Source organism: Roseateles sp. DAIF2 (assembly GCF_015624425.1).
Taxonomy (GTDB): domain Bacteria; phylum Pseudomonadota; class Gammaproteobacteria; order Burkholderiales; family Burkholderiaceae_C; genus Kinneretia.
The window spans coordinates 640,940-657,050 of sequence record NZ_CP049919.1; the positions used below are offsets into that span (position 1 = coordinate 640,940).

General features: G+C 67.9%; 20 protein-coding genes. 19 read left to right on the forward strand and 1 reads right to left on the reverse strand.

Annotated elements, in window-relative coordinates; translation table 11 throughout:
• Positions 1-69 precede the first annotated feature (69 nt).
• From G8A07_RS03010 to G8A07_RS03045, 8 genes are read left to right on the forward strand one after another with little or no spacing between them, the layout of a single operon-like run.
• Complete coding sequence (locus G8A07_RS03010) at positions 70-1,011, forward strand: DMT family transporter (RefSeq protein ID WP_195795648.1); 942 nt, start codon at positions 70-72, stop codon at positions 1,009-1,011.
• A complete protein-coding gene (locus tag G8A07_RS03015) occupies positions 1,008-1,769 on the forward strand; it encodes an aspartate/glutamate racemase family protein (RefSeq protein WP_195795649.1) in 762 nt (253 codons plus the stop codon). The genes G8A07_RS03010 and G8A07_RS03015 overlap by 4 nt, the downstream gene beginning before the upstream one ends.
• Positions 1,766-2,974: a PLP-dependent aminotransferase family protein gene (locus G8A07_RS03020; RefSeq protein WP_195795650.1), complete on the forward strand. Its 1,209-nt coding sequence runs from the start codon at positions 1,766-1,768 to the stop codon at positions 2,972-2,974. The genes G8A07_RS03015 and G8A07_RS03020 overlap by 4 nt, the downstream gene beginning before the upstream one ends.
• Before the next feature lie 3 nt (positions 2,975-2,977).
• Entirely contained in the window at positions 2,978-3,415 is a 438-nt protein-coding gene (locus G8A07_RS03025) for a GNAT family N-acetyltransferase (RefSeq protein ID WP_195795651.1), read from the forward strand.
• Positions 3,416-3,448: 33 nt separating this feature from the next.
• Positions 3,449-4,291: a PhzF family phenazine biosynthesis protein gene (locus tag G8A07_RS03030; protein WP_195795652.1), complete on the forward strand. Its 843-nt coding sequence runs from the start codon at positions 3,449-3,451 to the stop codon at positions 4,289-4,291.
• A 7-nt stretch (positions 4,292-4,298) separates the two neighbouring features.
• Complete coding sequence (locus tag G8A07_RS03035; protein ID WP_195795653.1) at positions 4,299-4,913, forward strand: VOC family protein; 615 nt, start codon at positions 4,299-4,301, stop codon at positions 4,911-4,913.
• On the forward strand, positions 4,910-5,626 hold the full coding sequence (locus G8A07_RS03040; RefSeq protein ID WP_195795654.1) for an alanyl-tRNA editing protein: 717 nt from the start codon (positions 4,910-4,912) through the stop codon (positions 5,624-5,626). Before G8A07_RS03035 ends, G8A07_RS03040 begins: the two co-directional genes overlap by 4 nt.
• Positions 5,623-6,240 (forward strand): glutathione S-transferase N-terminal domain-containing protein, encoded by a 618-nt coding sequence (locus G8A07_RS03045; protein WP_213086223.1) that lies wholly within the window; start codon positions 5,623-5,625, stop codon positions 6,238-6,240. The genes G8A07_RS03040 and G8A07_RS03045 overlap by 4 nt, the downstream gene beginning before the upstream one ends.
• 93 nt (positions 6,241-6,333) lie before the next feature.
• On the opposite strand, the gene G8A07_RS03050 is transcribed toward G8A07_RS03045, so the two are convergent.
• A complete protein-coding gene (locus G8A07_RS03050) occupies positions 6,334-6,792 on the reverse strand; it encodes a cytochrome c (RefSeq protein ID WP_195797566.1) in 459 nt (152 codons plus the stop codon).
• 153 nt (positions 6,793-6,945) lie between these two features.
• Here G8A07_RS03050 and G8A07_RS03055 point away from each other — a divergent pair, with 153 nt between their 5' ends.
• The 11 genes from G8A07_RS03055 (at position 6,946) to atpD (ending at position 16,048) form a co-directional block, all read left to right on the forward strand.
• On the forward strand, positions 6,946-7,635 hold the full coding sequence (locus G8A07_RS03055) for a cytochrome b/b6 domain-containing protein (protein WP_195795655.1): 690 nt from the start codon (positions 6,946-6,948) through the stop codon (positions 7,633-7,635).
• A gap of 25 nt (positions 7,636-7,660) precedes the next feature.
• The gene (locus G8A07_RS03060; protein ID WP_195795656.1) at positions 7,661-8,161 is read left to right on the forward strand and encodes a GNAT family N-acetyltransferase; all 501 of its coding nucleotides are present in this window, start codon (positions 7,661-7,663) and stop codon (positions 8,159-8,161) included.
• 39 nt (positions 8,162-8,200) lie between these two features.
• Positions 8,201-9,121, forward strand: a complete 921-nt coding sequence (locus G8A07_RS03065) for an SMP-30/gluconolactonase/LRE family protein (RefSeq protein WP_195795657.1) — start codon at positions 8,201-8,203, stop codon at positions 9,119-9,121.
• A gap of 140 nt (positions 9,122-9,261) precedes the next feature.
• Positions 9,262-9,786 (forward strand): ATP synthase subunit I, encoded by a 525-nt coding sequence (locus tag G8A07_RS03070; RefSeq protein WP_195795658.1) that lies wholly within the window; start codon positions 9,262-9,264, stop codon positions 9,784-9,786.
• Positions 9,787-9,788: 2 nt separating this feature from the next.
• Positions 9,789-10,658 carry a F0F1 ATP synthase subunit A gene (gene atpB, locus G8A07_RS03075; protein ID WP_195795659.1) on the forward strand — a complete coding sequence of 290 codons (870 nt, stop codon included), beginning with the start codon at positions 9,789-9,791 and terminating at the stop codon, positions 10,656-10,658.
• 62 nt (positions 10,659-10,720) lie between these two features.
• Positions 10,721-10,969 (forward strand): F0F1 ATP synthase subunit C, encoded by a 249-nt coding sequence (gene atpE / locus G8A07_RS03080; RefSeq protein ID WP_105261674.1) that lies wholly within the window; start codon positions 10,721-10,723, stop codon positions 10,967-10,969.
• Between the two features lie 37 nt (positions 10,970-11,006).
• A complete protein-coding gene (locus G8A07_RS03085) occupies positions 11,007-11,477 on the forward strand; it encodes a F0F1 ATP synthase subunit B (protein ID WP_195795660.1) in 471 nt (156 codons plus the stop codon).
• A 2-nt stretch (positions 11,478-11,479) separates the two neighbouring features.
• Positions 11,480-12,013 carry a F0F1 ATP synthase subunit delta gene (locus G8A07_RS03090; protein ID WP_195795661.1) on the forward strand — a complete coding sequence of 178 codons (534 nt, stop codon included), beginning with the start codon at positions 11,480-11,482 and terminating at the stop codon, positions 12,011-12,013.
• 84 nt (positions 12,014-12,097) lie between these two features.
• Positions 12,098-13,651 (forward strand): F0F1 ATP synthase subunit alpha, encoded by a 1,554-nt coding sequence (atpA, locus tag G8A07_RS03095; RefSeq protein WP_195795662.1) that lies wholly within the window; start codon positions 12,098-12,100, stop codon positions 13,649-13,651.
• 54 nt (positions 13,652-13,705) lie between these two features.
• On the forward strand, positions 13,706-14,581 hold the full coding sequence (atpG, locus tag G8A07_RS03100) for a F0F1 ATP synthase subunit gamma (protein ID WP_195795663.1): 876 nt from the start codon (positions 13,706-13,708) through the stop codon (positions 14,579-14,581).
• A gap of 54 nt (positions 14,582-14,635) precedes the next feature.
• Positions 14,636-16,048 carry a F0F1 ATP synthase subunit beta gene (gene atpD, locus G8A07_RS03105; RefSeq protein WP_195795664.1) on the forward strand — a complete coding sequence of 471 codons (1,413 nt, stop codon included), beginning with the start codon at positions 14,636-14,638 and terminating at the stop codon, positions 16,046-16,048.
• Positions 16,049-16,111 lie beyond the last annotated feature (63 nt).

Genomic DNA, 16,111 nt, shown 5'->3' on the forward strand with positions numbered 1-16,111 from the left:
GGTACAGTTGATCGGCATGTCCGTCCGTCTGTATCGGTCCTGTACTGGTATCGGCCCTAGACTGGGCCCATGACCACCCGTCCGCTTCCCGCCCCGCCCGCCGCCGCTGCCACCGCGCCGGCCGCCGCGGGGCTGGGGCGGGCCTATGCGCTGGGCCTGCTGGGCGTGTTCATCTTCGCGCTGAGCATTCCGATGACGCGCCTGGCCGGCGGCAGCGCGCAGGCGCCGCAGCTCGACCCGGTGTTCGTCGCGCTGGGCAGGGCGGCGCTGGCCGGCCTGCTGTCGGCCGCCTATCTGTGGTGGACCCGCGCGCCGCTGCCGCGCGGCGCGGCGCATTGGCGCGGCCTGGCGCTGACCGCGCTGGGCGTGGTGTTCGGCTGGCCGCTGTTCCTCGGCTGGGCGGTGCGCCATGTCGACGCGGTGCATGCCTCGGTGATCTCGGGCGTGCTGCCGCTGGCGACCGCGGCGATCGGTGCGCTGGCGCTGCGCCAGCGGCCCTCGATGGGTTTCTGGGCCTGCGCGGTCGCCGGCCTGGCCCTGGTGCTGGGCTTCGCCTGGTGGCGCGGCGCGGCCGGCTTCCAATGGGCCGACGGCCTTTTGCTGCTGGCGGTGCTGAGCGCCTCGGCCGGCTATGTCGGCGGCGCCCGGCTGTCCCAGGCGCTGACACCGCAGCAGGTGATCTGCTGGGTGCTGGTGCTGAGCCTGCCGATCACCCTGCCGGCGGGCCTGCTGACCTGGCCGGCCCAGCCGGTGGCGGCCGCGGCCTGGGGCGGTTTTCTCTATGTCTCGCTGTTCTCGATGTGGCTGGGCTTTTTCGCCTGGTACCGCGCGCTGGCCCTGGGCGGCACGGTGCGCATCAGCCAGGTGCAGGTGTTGCAGCCCTTCTTGTCGATGCTGCTGGCGGTGCCGGTGCTGGGCGAGCGGCTGGATGGCATGACGGTGGTGTTTGCCGTCGCGGTGATCGGTGTGGTGTGGCTGGGCAAGAAGATGCCCGTGGAAACGCGCGGATGAGAACCCTGGGCATCCTGGGCGGCATGAGCTGGGAATCGACCGCCCATCTCTATCAGCTGCTGAACCGCGGCCTGGCGGCGCGCCTGGGCGGGCTGCACAGCGCGAAGCTGCTGCTGCACAGCGTGGACTTCGCCGAGATCGAACCGCTGCAGCGCCGTGGCGACTGGGCCGCGGCGGCCGCGCTGCTGGGCCGCGCCGCCGCCGGGCTGAAGGCGGCGGGCGCCGAGGGGCTGCTGATCGCGACCAACACCATGCACAAGGTGGCGGACGAGATCGAGGCGCTGTCCGGCCTGCCGCTGCTGCATATCGTCGACGCGACGGGCGCGGCGCTGCGGGCGGCCGGCATCGAGCGCGCCGGCCTGCTGGCGACCCGCTACACGATGGAGCAGGATTTTTACCGCGAGCGCATGCGCGCGCGCCATGGCATCGAGCTGCTGACGCCCGACGCGGCGGGCCGCGCCGAGGTGCACCGCATCATCTACGAGGAGCTGTGCCGCGGCCGGGTGCTGGCCGGCTCGCGCGCCTTCTATCAACAACAGCTGGCCGCGCTGACCGATGCCGGCGCGCAGGCGGTGATCCTCGGCTGCACCGAGATCTGCCTGCTGCTGGATCCGGCCGGGCCGGCGCCGCTGCCGCTGTTCGACAGCACATCGATCCATGCGCAGAGCGCATTGGACTGGATGCTGGCGCCCGCCGGAGCGGGGGCGGCTGCGCCACAATCAAACGCATTCACAGGAGACATCGAAGTCACATCATGAGTACCGTCTGGCACCAGGCGCGCCGAGCCGCGCGCATGAACCCCTCCATCATCCGCGAGATCCTCAAGGTCACCGAAAAGCCCGGTGTGCTGTCGATGGCCGGCGGCCTGCCCTCGGCCGACACCTTCCCGGTCGAGGCGCTGAAGAGCGCCTGCGATGCGGTGCTGAGCAAGAACGCCAAGGAGGCGCTGCAATACGCGGCCAGCGAGGGCTTCGCGCCGCTGCGCGAATGGGTGGCGGCCAAGGTGGCGGAGCTGGGCATCCGGGCCAGCGCGGACCAGGTGCTGATCACCAACGGCTCGCAGCAGGGCCTGGACCTGGTGGGCAAGGTGCTGTGCGATGCCGGCGCGCCGGTGGCCGTCGAGACGCCGACCTATCTGGGCGCGCTGCAGGCCTTCACGCCCTACGAGCCGATCTTCACCAGCCTGGCCAGCGACGGCGAGGGCGTGCGCCCCGAGGCCTTCGCCCGCCTGCCGCATGACGCGCCGGGCACCCGCTTCGCCTACCTGCTGCCGAACTACCAGAACCCGACCGGCCGCGTGATGAGCGCCGCGCGCCGCGAGGCGGTGGTGGCCGCCGCGCGTCAGGCCGGTGTGCCGATCGTCGAGGACAACCCCTATGGCGACCTCTGGTTCGACGAACCGCCGCCGCCGGCGCTGTCCTCGCTGTGGCCGGAGGGCTCGCTCTACCTGGGCTCCTTCTCCAAGGTGCTGACGCCGGGCTTCCGCCTGGGCTACATCGTCGCGCCGAGCGAGCTGTACCCGAAGCTGCTGCAGGCCAAGCAGGCAGCCGACCTGCACACGCCGGGCTTCAACCAGCGCGTCGTGCACGAGGTCATCAAGAACGGCTTCCTGGACCAGCATGTGCCCAGCATCCGCGCCCGCTACAAGGCGAACCGCGATGCGATGGCCGCGGCGCTGCAGCAGCATCTGCCGGCCGGCTGCGAATGGCAGAGCCCGCAGGGCGGCATGTTCTTCTGGATCCGCCTGCCCGAGGGCTTCGACGCGATGGCCCTGCTGGAGAGCGCGGTGCAGGCCGGCATCGCCTATGTGCCCGGCGCCGCCTTCTACGCGCACCAGCCGGACCCGCGCACCCTGCGCCTGTCCTTCGTGACCCTGACGCCGGACCTGATCACCGAGGGCGTGGCCATCCTCGGCCGGGTGCTGAAGGACGCGCTGGTCGGCGTGGCCGAACCGACGCCCTGAGCCATGGCGGCGCCGACCTTGTCGCATGACTGGGGCGAGCCCGAGCTGGACCTGATCCATGCCGAGCTGGCGCGCTGCTACTGGTGCGAGGGCATCCCGCGCGAGACGCTCGCGCGGGCGATGCGCGGCTCGCTGAACTTCCTGCTGCGCGAGGGCGGCGAGCTGGTCGGCTACGCACGCGTGATCAGCGACCGCGCCACCTTCGCCTATCTGTGCGATGTGTTCGTGCTGGAGGCGCGGCGTGGCCGCGGCCTCGGCGACTGGCTGATCGCCCAGGTGGTGGCCCATCCGGAGCTGCAGGGCCTGCGCCGCTTCTCGCTGTTCACGCGTGACGCGCACAGTCTCTATGCGCGCCATGGCTTCAAGCCGCTGGCCGCGCCGGACCGCGGCATGGAGGTGGTCCGCCCGGGCCTGTATCTCCAGCCGCAGGCGAACCAATAGTTTCCAGAAGAGATCATCAAGGACTCCCGAGCCATGGCCCAGTTGCGCCGTTTCCTGCAAGTCGATGTGTTCACCGACCAGGCCCTGAAGGGCAATGCGCTGGCGGTGGTGGTGGATGGCGAGGGCCTGGACGAGGCGCAGATGGCGGCGTTCGCGCGCTGGACCAATCTGAGCGAGACCACCTTCCTGCTGCCGCCGACCGATGCGGCGGCCGACTATCGGGTGCGCATCTTCACGCCCAATGGCGAGCTGCCCTTCGCCGGCCATCCGACCCTGGGCTCGGCCCATGCGTTCCTGGCCAGCGGCGGCGACGCGAAGAAGCCGGGCGAGCTGGTGCAGCAATGCGCGATCGGCCTGGTCCGGATCAAGCGCGAGGGCGCGCGCCTGGCCTTCGCGGCGCCGCCGCTGAAGAGGGGCGGCCCGATCGAGGACGCGGCCCTGCGCGCGCAGGCGGCGCGGGCGCTGCGCCTGGCCGAGGCCGAGCTGCTGGACCTGCAATGGGTGGACAACGGCCCGGGCTGGATGGCCGTGCGGCTCAAGGATGCGGCGGCGGTGCTGGCGCTGCGGCCCGACTTCGTCGCGATGAAGGGGCTGAAGCTGGGCGTGATCGGCGCCCATCCGGCCGGCGCGCCGGAGCAGTTCGAGGTGCGCGCCTTCGTGCCGGACCTGGGCGTGCCGGAGGACCCGGTGACCGGCAGCCTGAACGCCGGCCTCGCGCTGTGGCTGCAGGGGTCGGGTCTTGCCCCGGAGCGCTATGTCGCGGCGCAGGGCACGGCGATGGGCCGCGCCGGCCGGGTGCATGTGGCGCGCGTCGGCGCGGACACCTGGATCGGCGGCGATGTCACGCCGCTGATCCACGGCCAGGTCAGGCTCTGACGCGGCCATGGTGATGGAGCTGGATCATCTGGTCGTCGGCGCCGCGAGCCTGGACGAGGGCGTGGCCTGGTGCGAGCGCGTGCTGGGCGTGACGCCGGCGCCCGGCGGCAGCCATGCGCTGATGGGCACGCACAACCGGCTGCTGAACATCGGCGCCGCGCCGGCCTATCCGCGCTGCTATCTGGAGATCATCGCGATCGATCCCGCGGCGCCGGGCCCGCAGGCGGGCCGCGCGCGCTGGTTCGATCTGGACCAGCCGGCGCTGCAGGCCGTCCTGCGCGAGCGCGGCCCCGGCCTGATCCACTGGGTCTCGCGGGTCGCGAGCCTGGAGGCCAGCCTGGCGCAATGGCGCGGCGAGGGCATCGACGCCGGCGAGGCGGTCGCGGCCTCGCGCCAGACGCCGCAGGGCCTGCTGAGCTGGCGCATCGCGCTGCGCCCCGACGGCCGGCGGCTGCGCCGCGAGGGCCTGCCGGTGCTGATCGAATGGGGCGCGGCCGCGAGGCATCCCGCCGACGGCCTGCCGGAATCGGGCGTGCGCCTGCTGGGCTTCGAGGCGCGCGACGGCCTGTCGGCGCGCCTGGCGACGCCGCGCGGCGAGGTGAATTTGGAGTTGATCGGATGACGAGTACCCTGGACCTGTTCCGCGAGGACGCCCAGCTGCGCGAATGCACGGCCCGGCTGCTGCGCATCGACGAGCGCGGCCTGCTGCTGGACCGCACCGTGTTCTATCCGCAGGGCGGCGGCCAGGCCGGCGATGCCGGCGTGCTGGAGCTGGCCGATGGGCGCCTGCTGGTGATTGCCGACACGAAGAAGGGCGAGGGCGGCGAGATCCTGCATATCCCGGCCGGCGACCAAACGCTGGACGGCCTGGCGCCCGAGGCCATCGTGCGTGCGCGCATCGACTGGTCGCGCCGCTTCGCCCATATGCGCTTTCACACCGCCACCCATCTGCTGTGCGCGCTGGTGCCGCACCCGGTCGATGGCTGCTCGATCAACGCCGGCTACGCCCGGCTGGACTTCCACATGACCGAGGCGCTGGACAAGGACGAGCTGACGGCCGGCATCGCGCGCCTGGTGGCCGGCGCGCATGAGGTCAGCCACAGCTGGATCAGCGACGAGGAGCTCGACGCCAACCCGGGCCTGGTGCGCAGCATGAGCGTGCAGCCACCGCGCGGCACGGGGCGCGTGCGCGTGCTGAAGATCGAGGGTGTGGACCTGCAGCCCTGCGGTGGCACGCATGTGGCGAACACGGCCGAGATCGGCAGGGTGGTGGTCACGAAGATTGAGAAGAAATCGGCTAAGACGCGCCGCGTCGTCTTGGGATTTGCGTCGTGACGGCCCTCAAGATCTTGGGCCGCGCTGGCTCGATCAATGTGCGCAAGGTCTTGTGGACCTGCGTCGAGCTGGGCCTGGACTTCGAGCGCGAGGAGCGCGACTGGCGCTCGCCGCAATACCTGGCCTTGAATCCCAACGCGATGATGCCGGTGCTGCTGGACGGGCCGGACCTCGTGCTGTGGGAGAGCAACACGATCTGCCGCTATCTGGCCGGCCGCGAGGGCCGCGCCGACCTGCTGCCCGCCGCGCCACGCGAGCGCGCGCTGGTGGAGCGCTGGATGGACTGGCAGGCGACCGAGCTGAACAACAGCTGGCGCTATGCCTTCATGGGCCTGGTGCGGCAGAGCCCGGCGCACCAGGATGCCGCGCAGCAGCGCGCCGGCGTCGAGGGCTGGAACCGCCACATGGCCATCCTGGACGGGCAACTGCAGGCGACCGGCGCTTTTGCCGCCGGCGCGCGGTTCACGCTGGCCGATGTCGTGCTGGGCCTCTCGACCCATCGCTGGCGCGCCGCGCCGATCGAACGACCGGCCTTGCCGGCCGTCGAGGCCTACTACCAGCGCCTACTGGCGAGGCCGGGCTTCATCACCCACGGTGCCAACGCCGGGCCGTAAGGCCGGCCCCTCGCGCGACATCCGAGGATCCGGCTTTGCCGGTCCTGCGGATGTGCCCCCTTGAGGGGGCGCGCGCAGCGCGTAGGGGGTGGGTCAAGGATTACGGAAATCGTCGTGGCAGGCCTTGCAGCTGTTGGCGGCGCTGCCGAAGGCGGCCTTCAGCTGATCCAGGTTGTTGGTCTTGGCGGCGGCGGCCAGCTTGGCCACCTCGTCCTGCATCTTCTTCGCGGCGGCGTCGAACTTGGGGCGCTCGCTCCAGACGTTGGGCTTGGGCTGGCCCTTTTCGGTGCCGCTGGTGCCCTCGACGAAACCGGCGTAGGGCAGCTTGGACATGTCGGCGACGACCTCGGCATTGGCCGCGGCGGCGGCGCCGTCAAAGGGGATGCGGCCCTGGGCCATCGCGCCGATGCGGCCGAAATGGGAGGCCATCACGGTGAAGGCGGCCTTGCGGTACTTGACCGCGTCCTCCGGCTTCTGGAACTGTGCGGCGGCGGGCAGGGCGCTGCACAGGCCGGTGAGGGCGGCGGCGATCAGCAGGGCCTTTTTCTTCATGCTTTTCATCATGCTGGGTGTCCTCGCAATGCGGGTTGAAGCAATACCTGGCCCCGCGCAGTTTACGGACTCCGCCGCCTTTGTGCAGGCCTGTGCGCGCGCCGCCACATCGGCTATCGTTGCCCCCTGTTTTATCGGCCGGGAGGCGTCGGGATGAGTGAAGGCAAGGCTCTGCGGCCCGTGCGGGTGTGGGATCTGCCGACCCGCTTGTTCCACTGGCTGCTGGCGGCCTGCGTGATCGGCTCGGTGCTCAGCGCCAAGCTCGGCGGCAACGCGATGGTCTGGCATATGCGGCTGGGCTATGCGGTGCTGGCGCTGATCGCGTTCCGCCTGCTGTGGGGCCTGGTCGGCGGGCGCTGGTCGCGTTTCGCACAGTTCGTGCCGGGCCCGGGGCGGCTGTGGCGCTATCTGCGCGGGCGTTCGCGGCCCGCGGATTTCGCCGAGGTGGGCCATAACCCGCTGGGCGCGCTGTCGGTGCTGGCGATGCTGGGCTGGTTGCTGCTGCAGGTGGGCTCGGGCCTGATCGCCGACGACGAGATCGCGATCACCGGGCCGCTGGTGCGCTTCGTCAGCCTCGACACCAGTCTGGCCTGGACCTCGCACCACAAGAGCTGGGGCCAGTGGGGGCTTTATCTGCTGCTGGGTCTGCACCTGCTGGCGCTGCTCTATTACGGGCTGGTGAGGCGGCGCAACCTGCCGGCCGCGATGTGGCATGGCGACAAGACGCTCGCGCCCGCGGTGCCGGCCGCGCGCGACGGCGCGGCGACGCGGCTGCTCGCGCTGGCGCTGCTGGCGGCCTGCGCCGCGGGCGTGGCCTGGCTGGTGAGCCTCGGCGCGGCCTGAGCCGCGACTTGGGTAGACTGCCCCGATGTCCAGCCACGACAACCCCGAGATCCTGCTGCTCAGCCCCGAGGACGGCGAGGGCTGGGACACCACCCGCGCGATCCTGCGCGAATACAGCCAGAGCCTGGCGGTGGACCTGGGCTTCCAGAACTTCGAGACCGAGCTGCAGCAGCTGCCGGGCGACTATGCGCCGCCCACCGGCCTGATGCTGCTGGCCCTGGTGGACGGCGCGGTGGCTGGCTGCGGCGCCTTCCGCCCGCTGCCCGATGCCGACTATCCGAACGCCTGCGAGATGAAGCGGCTGTTCGTGCGGCCGGCCTTCCGCCGCTTCGGCCTGGGCCGCACCCTGGCCCAGGCGCTGATGGACCGAGCCACCCAGGCCGGCTATTCCTCGATGCTGCTGGACACCCTGGACGATATGGAGGCGGCGCGCGGGCTCTACGAGAGCCTGGGCTTCGAGGAGGTGCCGCCCTTCTATTTCAATCCGGTGCCGGGCGCCCATTATTTGAAGGCGGAGCTGGGCTGAGCGGCGGTTACCGCCGATTACCGCCTAGCATTCGCCGCCATGAGCGACACCACCCCTCTTCCTCCTCTCTACGCCATCGAAGCCGCCGGCCCGCACCGGGCCACCCTGGGCGAATCGCCGCTGTGGCATGTGCAGGAGCAATGCCTCTATTACGTGGACATCGCCGAGCGCCAGGTCTGGCGCCTGGATCCGACCAGCGGCGAGACCCGGCATTGGCAGCTCGACAGCGAGCCCGGCTGCATCGCGCGGCTGGAGGGCGGCGGCCTGCTGGTGGCGCAGCGCAACGGCCTGTGGCGGTTAGACCCGGCCAGCGGCGCGCACACGCCGCTGGCGCCGGCGCCCTATGACGCGGCGCGTCAGCGCTTCAACGACGGCAAGCCGGATGCCCAGGGGCGCTTCTGGGTCGGCACGATCGACGATGCGCGCGCGCCGGCGGCCGCGCTGTATCGTTTTGCCGACGGCGGCTTCGCGGTGATGGGCGAGGGCATCGTCACCTCCAACGGCCTGGCCTGGAGCCCCGACCAGCGACAGCTGTACTGGAGTGACACCAAGGCGCATGAAATCTACCGGCTGGCCTTCGATGCGGCGACCGGCTCGGTCGGCGCGCGCGAGCTGTTCGCGCGCTTCGCGCCGCGCGCACCCGGGCAGTCGCTGGAGGACTACGGCGGCCGGCCCGATGGCGCGGCGGTCGATGCCGAAGGCTGCTACTGGGTGGCGATGTTCGAGGGCCAGCGCCTGCTGCGCTTCTCGCCCACCGGCGAGCTGCTGCGCGAACTGCGCCTGCCGGTGCGCTGCCCGACGATGCCAACCTTTGGCGACGCCGACCTGCGCACGCTCTACATCACCACCGCGCGCGAGAAACGCCCGGCCGAGGAACTGGCGGCCCAGCCCTGGGCCGGTGGGGTGCTGAAAGTCAGGGTCGAGGTGCCGGGTCTGCCGGCCGGCGCGGTGCGCCTGTAGATCGCCCGGTTTTGCTGCCGTTAAGGTGAAGCTAAGGCGGGCCTGTCAAGGCATAGGGCCGCCGCCCAACGCGGCTTGTCGGGGACCTGCGGGTTTCCACATATAATCTTTGGGTTTTGCCGACCGCCCCCTAGATCGAAGTGAACCCGAACGAGAAGCGCGCACCGAACCGAGCCGCGCAGCCCGCTTGGGATGACGACAGTCAGGAACATGCGGACGACGAAGCGGCTTTCAAGGCCCTGACGCGAGAAGAAGCCCAGGACCTGCGAGCCAGAAAACCCTCGATCCTCTCGCCCTGGCGGGTGGTGGCGGCCCAGGCCGCCGCGGGTTTGGTTTGCGCCGCGCTCTGGTGGTTGTTCACGCAGGAGAGCGGCAAGGCGTGGTCGGCGCTGTATGGCGCGATCGCGGTGGTGGTGCCGAATGCCTTGATGGCATGGGGCACGACCCGGCAACCGGTGGGTCATGCGGGAGCGGCGTTGCTCTCGATGATGATCTGGGAGCTGATCAAGATTTTTATGGTCATTGCCATCCTGGTGGCGGTGGTCAAGACTGCAAGCGATCTGAGTTGGCCGGCCCTGCTGTTGACCATGATCGTGAGCCTGAAGGTTAATTGGCTGGCTCTGTTTGTTCAGGGTCGATTCAAAAAAATTAGCGACGGAAACTAGAAATGGCTGCCGAAGGACACGCGCCCAGCGCTGGTGAGTACATCACTCACCACCTGCAACATCTGCAGAAGAACTTCTCGTTCGAGAGCGTCAAGCAGAAGGACATCGTCGACTTCAGCCTGTTCAACCTGGACTCGGTGTTCTTCTCCGTTGTGCTGGGTGCCCTGGGCTGCTTCCTGCTGTGGCGCGCCGCGCGCAAGGCCACCTCGGGTGTGCCGGGCCGCTTCCAGGCCGCGGTCGAGATCCTGTCCGAGATGGTCGAGAACCAGGCCAAGGGCGTGATCCACAACGCCAAGAGCCGCAAGCTGGTCTCGCCGCTGGCCCTGACCGTGTTCGTCTGGATCTTCCTGATGAACGCCATGGACATGCTGCCGGTCGACCTGATCCCCGCGATCTGGCACAGCGCCGGTCCGGCCCTGGGCTTCAAGGACTACATGCGCGTCGTGCCGACCGCCGATCTGTCCACCACCCTGGGCCTGTCGACCAGCGTGCTGCTGATCTGCTTCTTCTACAACATCAAGATCAAGGGCCTGGGCGGCTGGGGTCATGAGCTGATCTCGGCTCCCTTCGGCGCCCATCCGGCCCTGTGGCCCTTCAACTTCGCCATGCAGGTGATCGAGTTCGTCGCCAAGACGGTCTCGCACGGCATGCGGCTGTTCGGCAATATGTTTGCCGGCGAACTCGTGTTCATGCTGATCGCGCTGATGGGTGGTGCGTTCGCTATGACGGCTACGGGCATCGGTCTGGCCATCGGCCACATCATTGCCGGTACGGTGTGGACGCTGTTCCACATTCTGGTGATCACGCTGCAAGCCTTCATCTTCATGATGCTGACGCTGATCTATATCGGTCAGGCGCACGACGCGCACTGATTCTTGGCGAGTTAGTAGTTCTCTCTTTTCTTTCTCTCTTTCTTTTTCTCTAGGAGCAAACAATGGAAAACATCCTCGGCCTCGTGGCACTGGCTTGCGGCATCATCGTTGGTCTGGGCGCCATCGGCGCTTCCATCGGCATCGCGCTGATGGGCGGCAAGTTCCTGGAGTCCTCGGCTCGCCAGCCCGAGCTGATGAACGAACTGCAAACCAAGATGTTCATCTTGGCCGGTCTGATCGACGCTGCCTTCCTGATCGGCGTGGCTATCGCTCTGCTGTTCGCCTTCGCGAACCCGTTCGTGCTGAAGTAATCCGCCCGAAACCTTTCACGACTGAAAGGATCGTGCCGTGAATATCAACGCAACATTGTTCATCCAGGCGATCGTCTTCGCGATCCTGGTGTGGTTCACCATGCGCTTCGTGTGGCCCCCCATCACCAAGGCGCTGGACGAACGTGCTCAGAAGATCGCTGACGGCCTGGCCGCGGCCGACAAGGCCAAGACCGAGCTGGCTTCGGCCAACAAGCGCGTCGACGAGCAACTGGCCGCCACCCGCAACGAGACCGCCAAGCTGCTGTCCGACGCGGAGAAGCGTGCCGCCGCCATCGTCGACGAGGCGCGTGCCAAGGCCACCGAAGAGGGCGCCAAGATCGTGGCCGCCGCCAAGGCGGACGCCGACCAGCAGGCCACCCGTGCCCGCGAAGCCCTGCGCGAGCAGGTCGCTGCGCTGGCCGTCAAGGGTGCCGAGCAGATCCTGCAGCGCGAGGTCAACGCCTCCGTGCACGCAGAGCTGCTGGGCCGTCTGAAGACGGAGCTGTAATCATGGCTGAGCTCGCAACCATTGCCCGTCCCTACGCCGAAGCGCTCTATCAGGTCGCCAAGCAGCATGATGTGAAGGCCTGGAGCCGGCAGCTCGACCTGCTGGCCCAGATCGCGCAGGACGGCGAGCTGCGCCAGTTCGCCGACAACCCCAAGGTCTCGTCCGAGCAGGTGTTCGCCGTCGTCGCGGCCGCCGCCAAGCAAGACCTGGCCCCTGGGGTGCAGAACTTCCTGCGCGCGGTGATCGAGAACGGGCGTCTGGCGGCGCTGCCGGCGGTGGTCGGGCAATTCCATGCCCTGGCCAATGCCGCGGCCGGCGTGGCTGATGCGCAGATCTTCAGTGCCTATCCCATCGATGCCGCTCAGCTGAGCGACGTGGTGGCGACGCTGGAGAAGCGCTTCGGTCGCAAGCTCGAAGCCCATGTGCAGCTGGAGCCTTCCCTGATCGGCGGCATCCGCGTGGTGGTCGGCGACGAGGTGCTGGACACCTCGGTCAAGGCCCGCCTGGAACGCATGAAGGTGGCGCTCACCGCTTGAGATCAAGCGCGACGACACTGACCGAATCACCCCTGTGTCACCCCGCGCTCTGGTAACAGACGCTAGACCAGATGGGAGCAAGCAATGCAATTGAATCCTGCTGAAATTTCCGAACTGATCAAGAGCCGCATCGAGGGCCTTGGCGCCTCGACGGACGTCCGTAACCAGGGCACCGTGGTGTCCGTGTCCGACGGTATCGTGCGCGTGCACGGCCTGTCCGACGTGATGCAAGGCGAAATGCTGGAGTTCCCGGCCGACGCCAGCGGTCAGCCGGCCTATGGCCTGGCCCTGAACCTCGAGCGCGACTCCGTCGGCGCCGTGATTCTGGGTGCCTACGAGCACATCTCCGAAGGCGACACCGTCAAGTGCACGGGCCGCATCCTGGAAGTGCCGGTCGGCCCCGAGCTGATCGGCCGCGTGGTGAACGCGCTGGGTCAGCCGATCGACGGCAAGGGCCCGATCAACGCCAAGATGACGGACGTGATCGAGAAGGTCGCTCCCGGCGTGATCGCGCGTAAGTCGGTGGACCAGCCGGTGCAGACCGGCCTGAAGTCGATCGACTCGATGGTGCCGGTCGGCCGTGGCCAGCGCGAGCTGATCATCGGCGACCGCCAGACCGGCAAGACCGCCGTGGCCATCGACGCCATCATCAACCAGAAGGGTCAGAACATGACCTGCGTCTACGTTGCGATCGGCCAGAAGGCTTCGTCGATCAAGAACGTGGTGCGCGCTCTGGAGCAGGCCGGCGCGATGGAATACACCATCGTCGTGGCCGCCTCGGCGTCCGAATCCGCTGCGATGCAGTACGTGTCGGCCTACTCGGGCTGCACGATGGGCGAATACTTCCGCGACCGCGGTCAAGACGCGCTGATCGTCTATGACGATCTGTCCAAGCAGGCCGTGGCCTACCGCCAGGTCTCGCTGCTGCTGCGCCGTCCCCCGGGCCGCGAAGCCTTCCCCGGCGACGTGTTCTATCTCCACAGCCGTCTGCTGGAGCGTGCCGCTCGCGTGAACGCCGACTATGTCGAGGCATTCACCAAGGGCGAAGTGAAGGGCAAGACCGGTTCGCTGACCGCGCTGCCGATCATCGAGACCCAAGCCGGTGACGTGTCCGCCTTCGTGCCGACCAACGTGATCTCGATCACCGACGGCCAGATCTTCCTGGAAACCAACCTGTTCAACGCCGGCATCCGTCCCGCGATCAACGCCGGTATCTCGGTGTCGCGCGTCGGTGGCGCTGCCCAGACCAAGCTGATCAAGTCGCTGTCCGGCGGTATCCGTACCGACCTGGCCCAGTACCGTGAGCTGGCCGCGTTCGCGCAGTTCGCTTCCGATCTGGACGAGTCGACCCGCAAGCAGCTGGACCGCGGTGCCCGCGTGACCGAGCTGCTGAAGCAGGCCCAGTACTCGCCGCAGTCGATCAGCCTGATGGGCGCCTCGCTGTACGCGGTGAACAAGGGCTTCATGGACAGCATCGAGGTGAAGAAGGTCCTGGCTTTCGAGCACGGCCTGCACCAGTTCCTGAAGACCAGCCACGCCGCCCTGCTGGCCAAGCTGGAAGCCGACAAGGCCATGGACAAGGATGCCGAAGCCGAGCTGAACGCCGCGATCACTTCCTTCAAGAAGTCCTTCGCCTAATGACCATGACCGGGCGGTGACGCAAGAAACCGCCCGGCCCTAACAGGAGAAATCATGGCATCAAGCAAGGAAATTCGCGGCAAGATCAAGTCGGTCGAGAACACCAAGAAGATCACCAAGGCCATGGAAATGGTCGCCGCCTCCAAGATGCGCAAGGCGCAGGAGCGGATGCGTTCGGCCCGGCCCTACAGCGAGAAGATCGGCAACATCGCCGCCAACCTCGCCAAGGCCAACCCCGAATACAAGCACCCCTTCCTGGTCAGCAATGACCAGGCCAAGTCGGTGGGCTTCGTGGTGGTGACGACCGACAAGGGCCTGTGCGGTGGCCTGAACACCAACCTGCTGCGCGCGACGACGACCAAGCTCAAGGAGCTGGAAGCCGCCGGCCAGAAGGCCGAGGTGGTCGCCATCGGCAACAAGGGCCTGGGTTTCATGAACCGCGTTGGCGCCAAGGTGGTTTCGCAGGTGACGCAGCTGGGCGACCAGCCGCACATCGAGAAGCTGATCGGCCCGGTCAAGGTGCTGCTGGACGCGTATGCCGAAGGCAAGCTCAGCGCCGTCTACCTCTGCTACACCCGCTTCATCAACACGATGAAGCAAGAGCCGGTGGTGCAGCAGCTGCTGCCGCTGAACACCGAGGGCATGCAGACGGAAGGCGCCGGCAAGCATTCGTGGGACTACCTCTACGAGCCGGACGCCGCCACCGTCATCGACGAGCTGCTGCTGCGCTACACCGAGGCCCTGGTCTACCAGGCTGTGGCCGAAAACATGGCGTCCGAGCAGTCGGCACGCATGGTGGCCATGAAGGCCGCTACCGACAACGCAGGCACCCTGATCGGTGAGCTGAAGCTGGTCTACAACAAGACCCGCCAGGCCGCGATCACCAAGGAACTGTCTGAAATCGTCAGTGGCGCGGCCGCCGTGGGCTGATCGACCGACGCTCAAGCGAACGCTACAAGTTTTTGGAATTGAAGGAACGAAGAAATGGCTAACACTCAACAAGTGGGCAAGATCGTTCAGTGCATCGGCGCCGTGGTGGACGTGGAGTTCCCGCGCGACCAGATGCCCAAGGTCTACGACGCACTGAAGATGCAGGGCTCGGCGCTGACGCTGGAAGTCCAGCAGCAGCTGGGCGACGGCGTGGTGCGTACCATTGCTCTGGGTTCGTCCGACGGCCTGCGCCGCGGCACCGAGGTCTACAACACCGGCGACACCATCCAGGTGCCGGTGGGCAAGGCCACCCTGGGTCGCATCATGGACGTGCTGGGCAACCCGATCGACGAGCGCGGCGACGTGTCGTCCTCGCTGACAGCCTCGATCCACCGCGCAGCCCCGTCCTACGACGAGCTGAGCCCCTCGCAGGATCTGCTGGAAACCGGCATCAAGGTGATCGACCTGATCTGCCCGTTCGCCAAGGGCGGCAAGGTGGGTCTGTTCGGCGGCGCCGGCGTCGGCAAGACCGTGAACATGATGGAACTCATCAACAACATCGCCAAGGCCCACAGCGGTCTGTCGGTGTTCGCTGGTGTGGGCGAGCGTACCCGCGAGGGCAACGACTTCTATCACGAGATGGCCGATTCGGGCGTCGTGAACCTGGAGAACCTGGACCAGTCCAAGGTCGCCATGGTCTATGGCCAGATGAACGAGCCGCCGGGCAACCGTCTGCGCGTGGCCCTGACCGGCCTGACCATCGCCGAGTCCTTCCGCGACGAAGGCAAGGACGTGCTGTTCTTCGTGGACAACATCTACCGCTACACCCTGGCCGGTACCGAAGTGTCCGCGCTGCTGGGCCGCATGCCTTCCGCCGTGGGCTACCAGCCGACGCTGGCCGAGGAAATGGGCCGTCTGCAAGAGCGGATCACGTCGACCAAGGTCGGCTCGATCACCTCGATCCAGGCCGTCTACGTCCCTGCGGATGACTTGACCGACCCGTCGCCCGCGACGACCTTCGCCCACCTGGACGCCACCGTCGTGCTGTCGCGTGACATCGCCTCGCTGGGCATCTACCCCGCCGTCGATCCGCTGGACTCGACCTCGCGCCAGGTGGACCCGAACGTGGTCGGCGAAGAGCACTACAACACGACCCGCGCCGTGCAGGCCGTGCTGCAGCGCTACAAGGAACTGCGCGACATCATCGCGATCCTGGGCATGGACGAGCTGTCGCCGGAAGACAAGCTGGCCGTGGCCCGCGCTCGCAAGATCCAGCGTTTCCTGTCGCAGCCCTTCCACGTGGCCGAAGTCTTCACCGGTTCGCCCGGTAAGTACGTGCCCCTGAAGGAGACCATCCGCGGCTTCAAGATGATCGTGGCCGGCGAGTGCGACCACCTGCCGGAGCAGGCCTTCTACATGGTCGGCACCATCGACGAGGCGTTTGAGAAGGCGAAGAAGCTGCAGTAATGAGAGGCGCGCAAGCGCCTTGTTTACCCAAGCTTTTTCACCAGAACGCTAAGGAAGATTGAA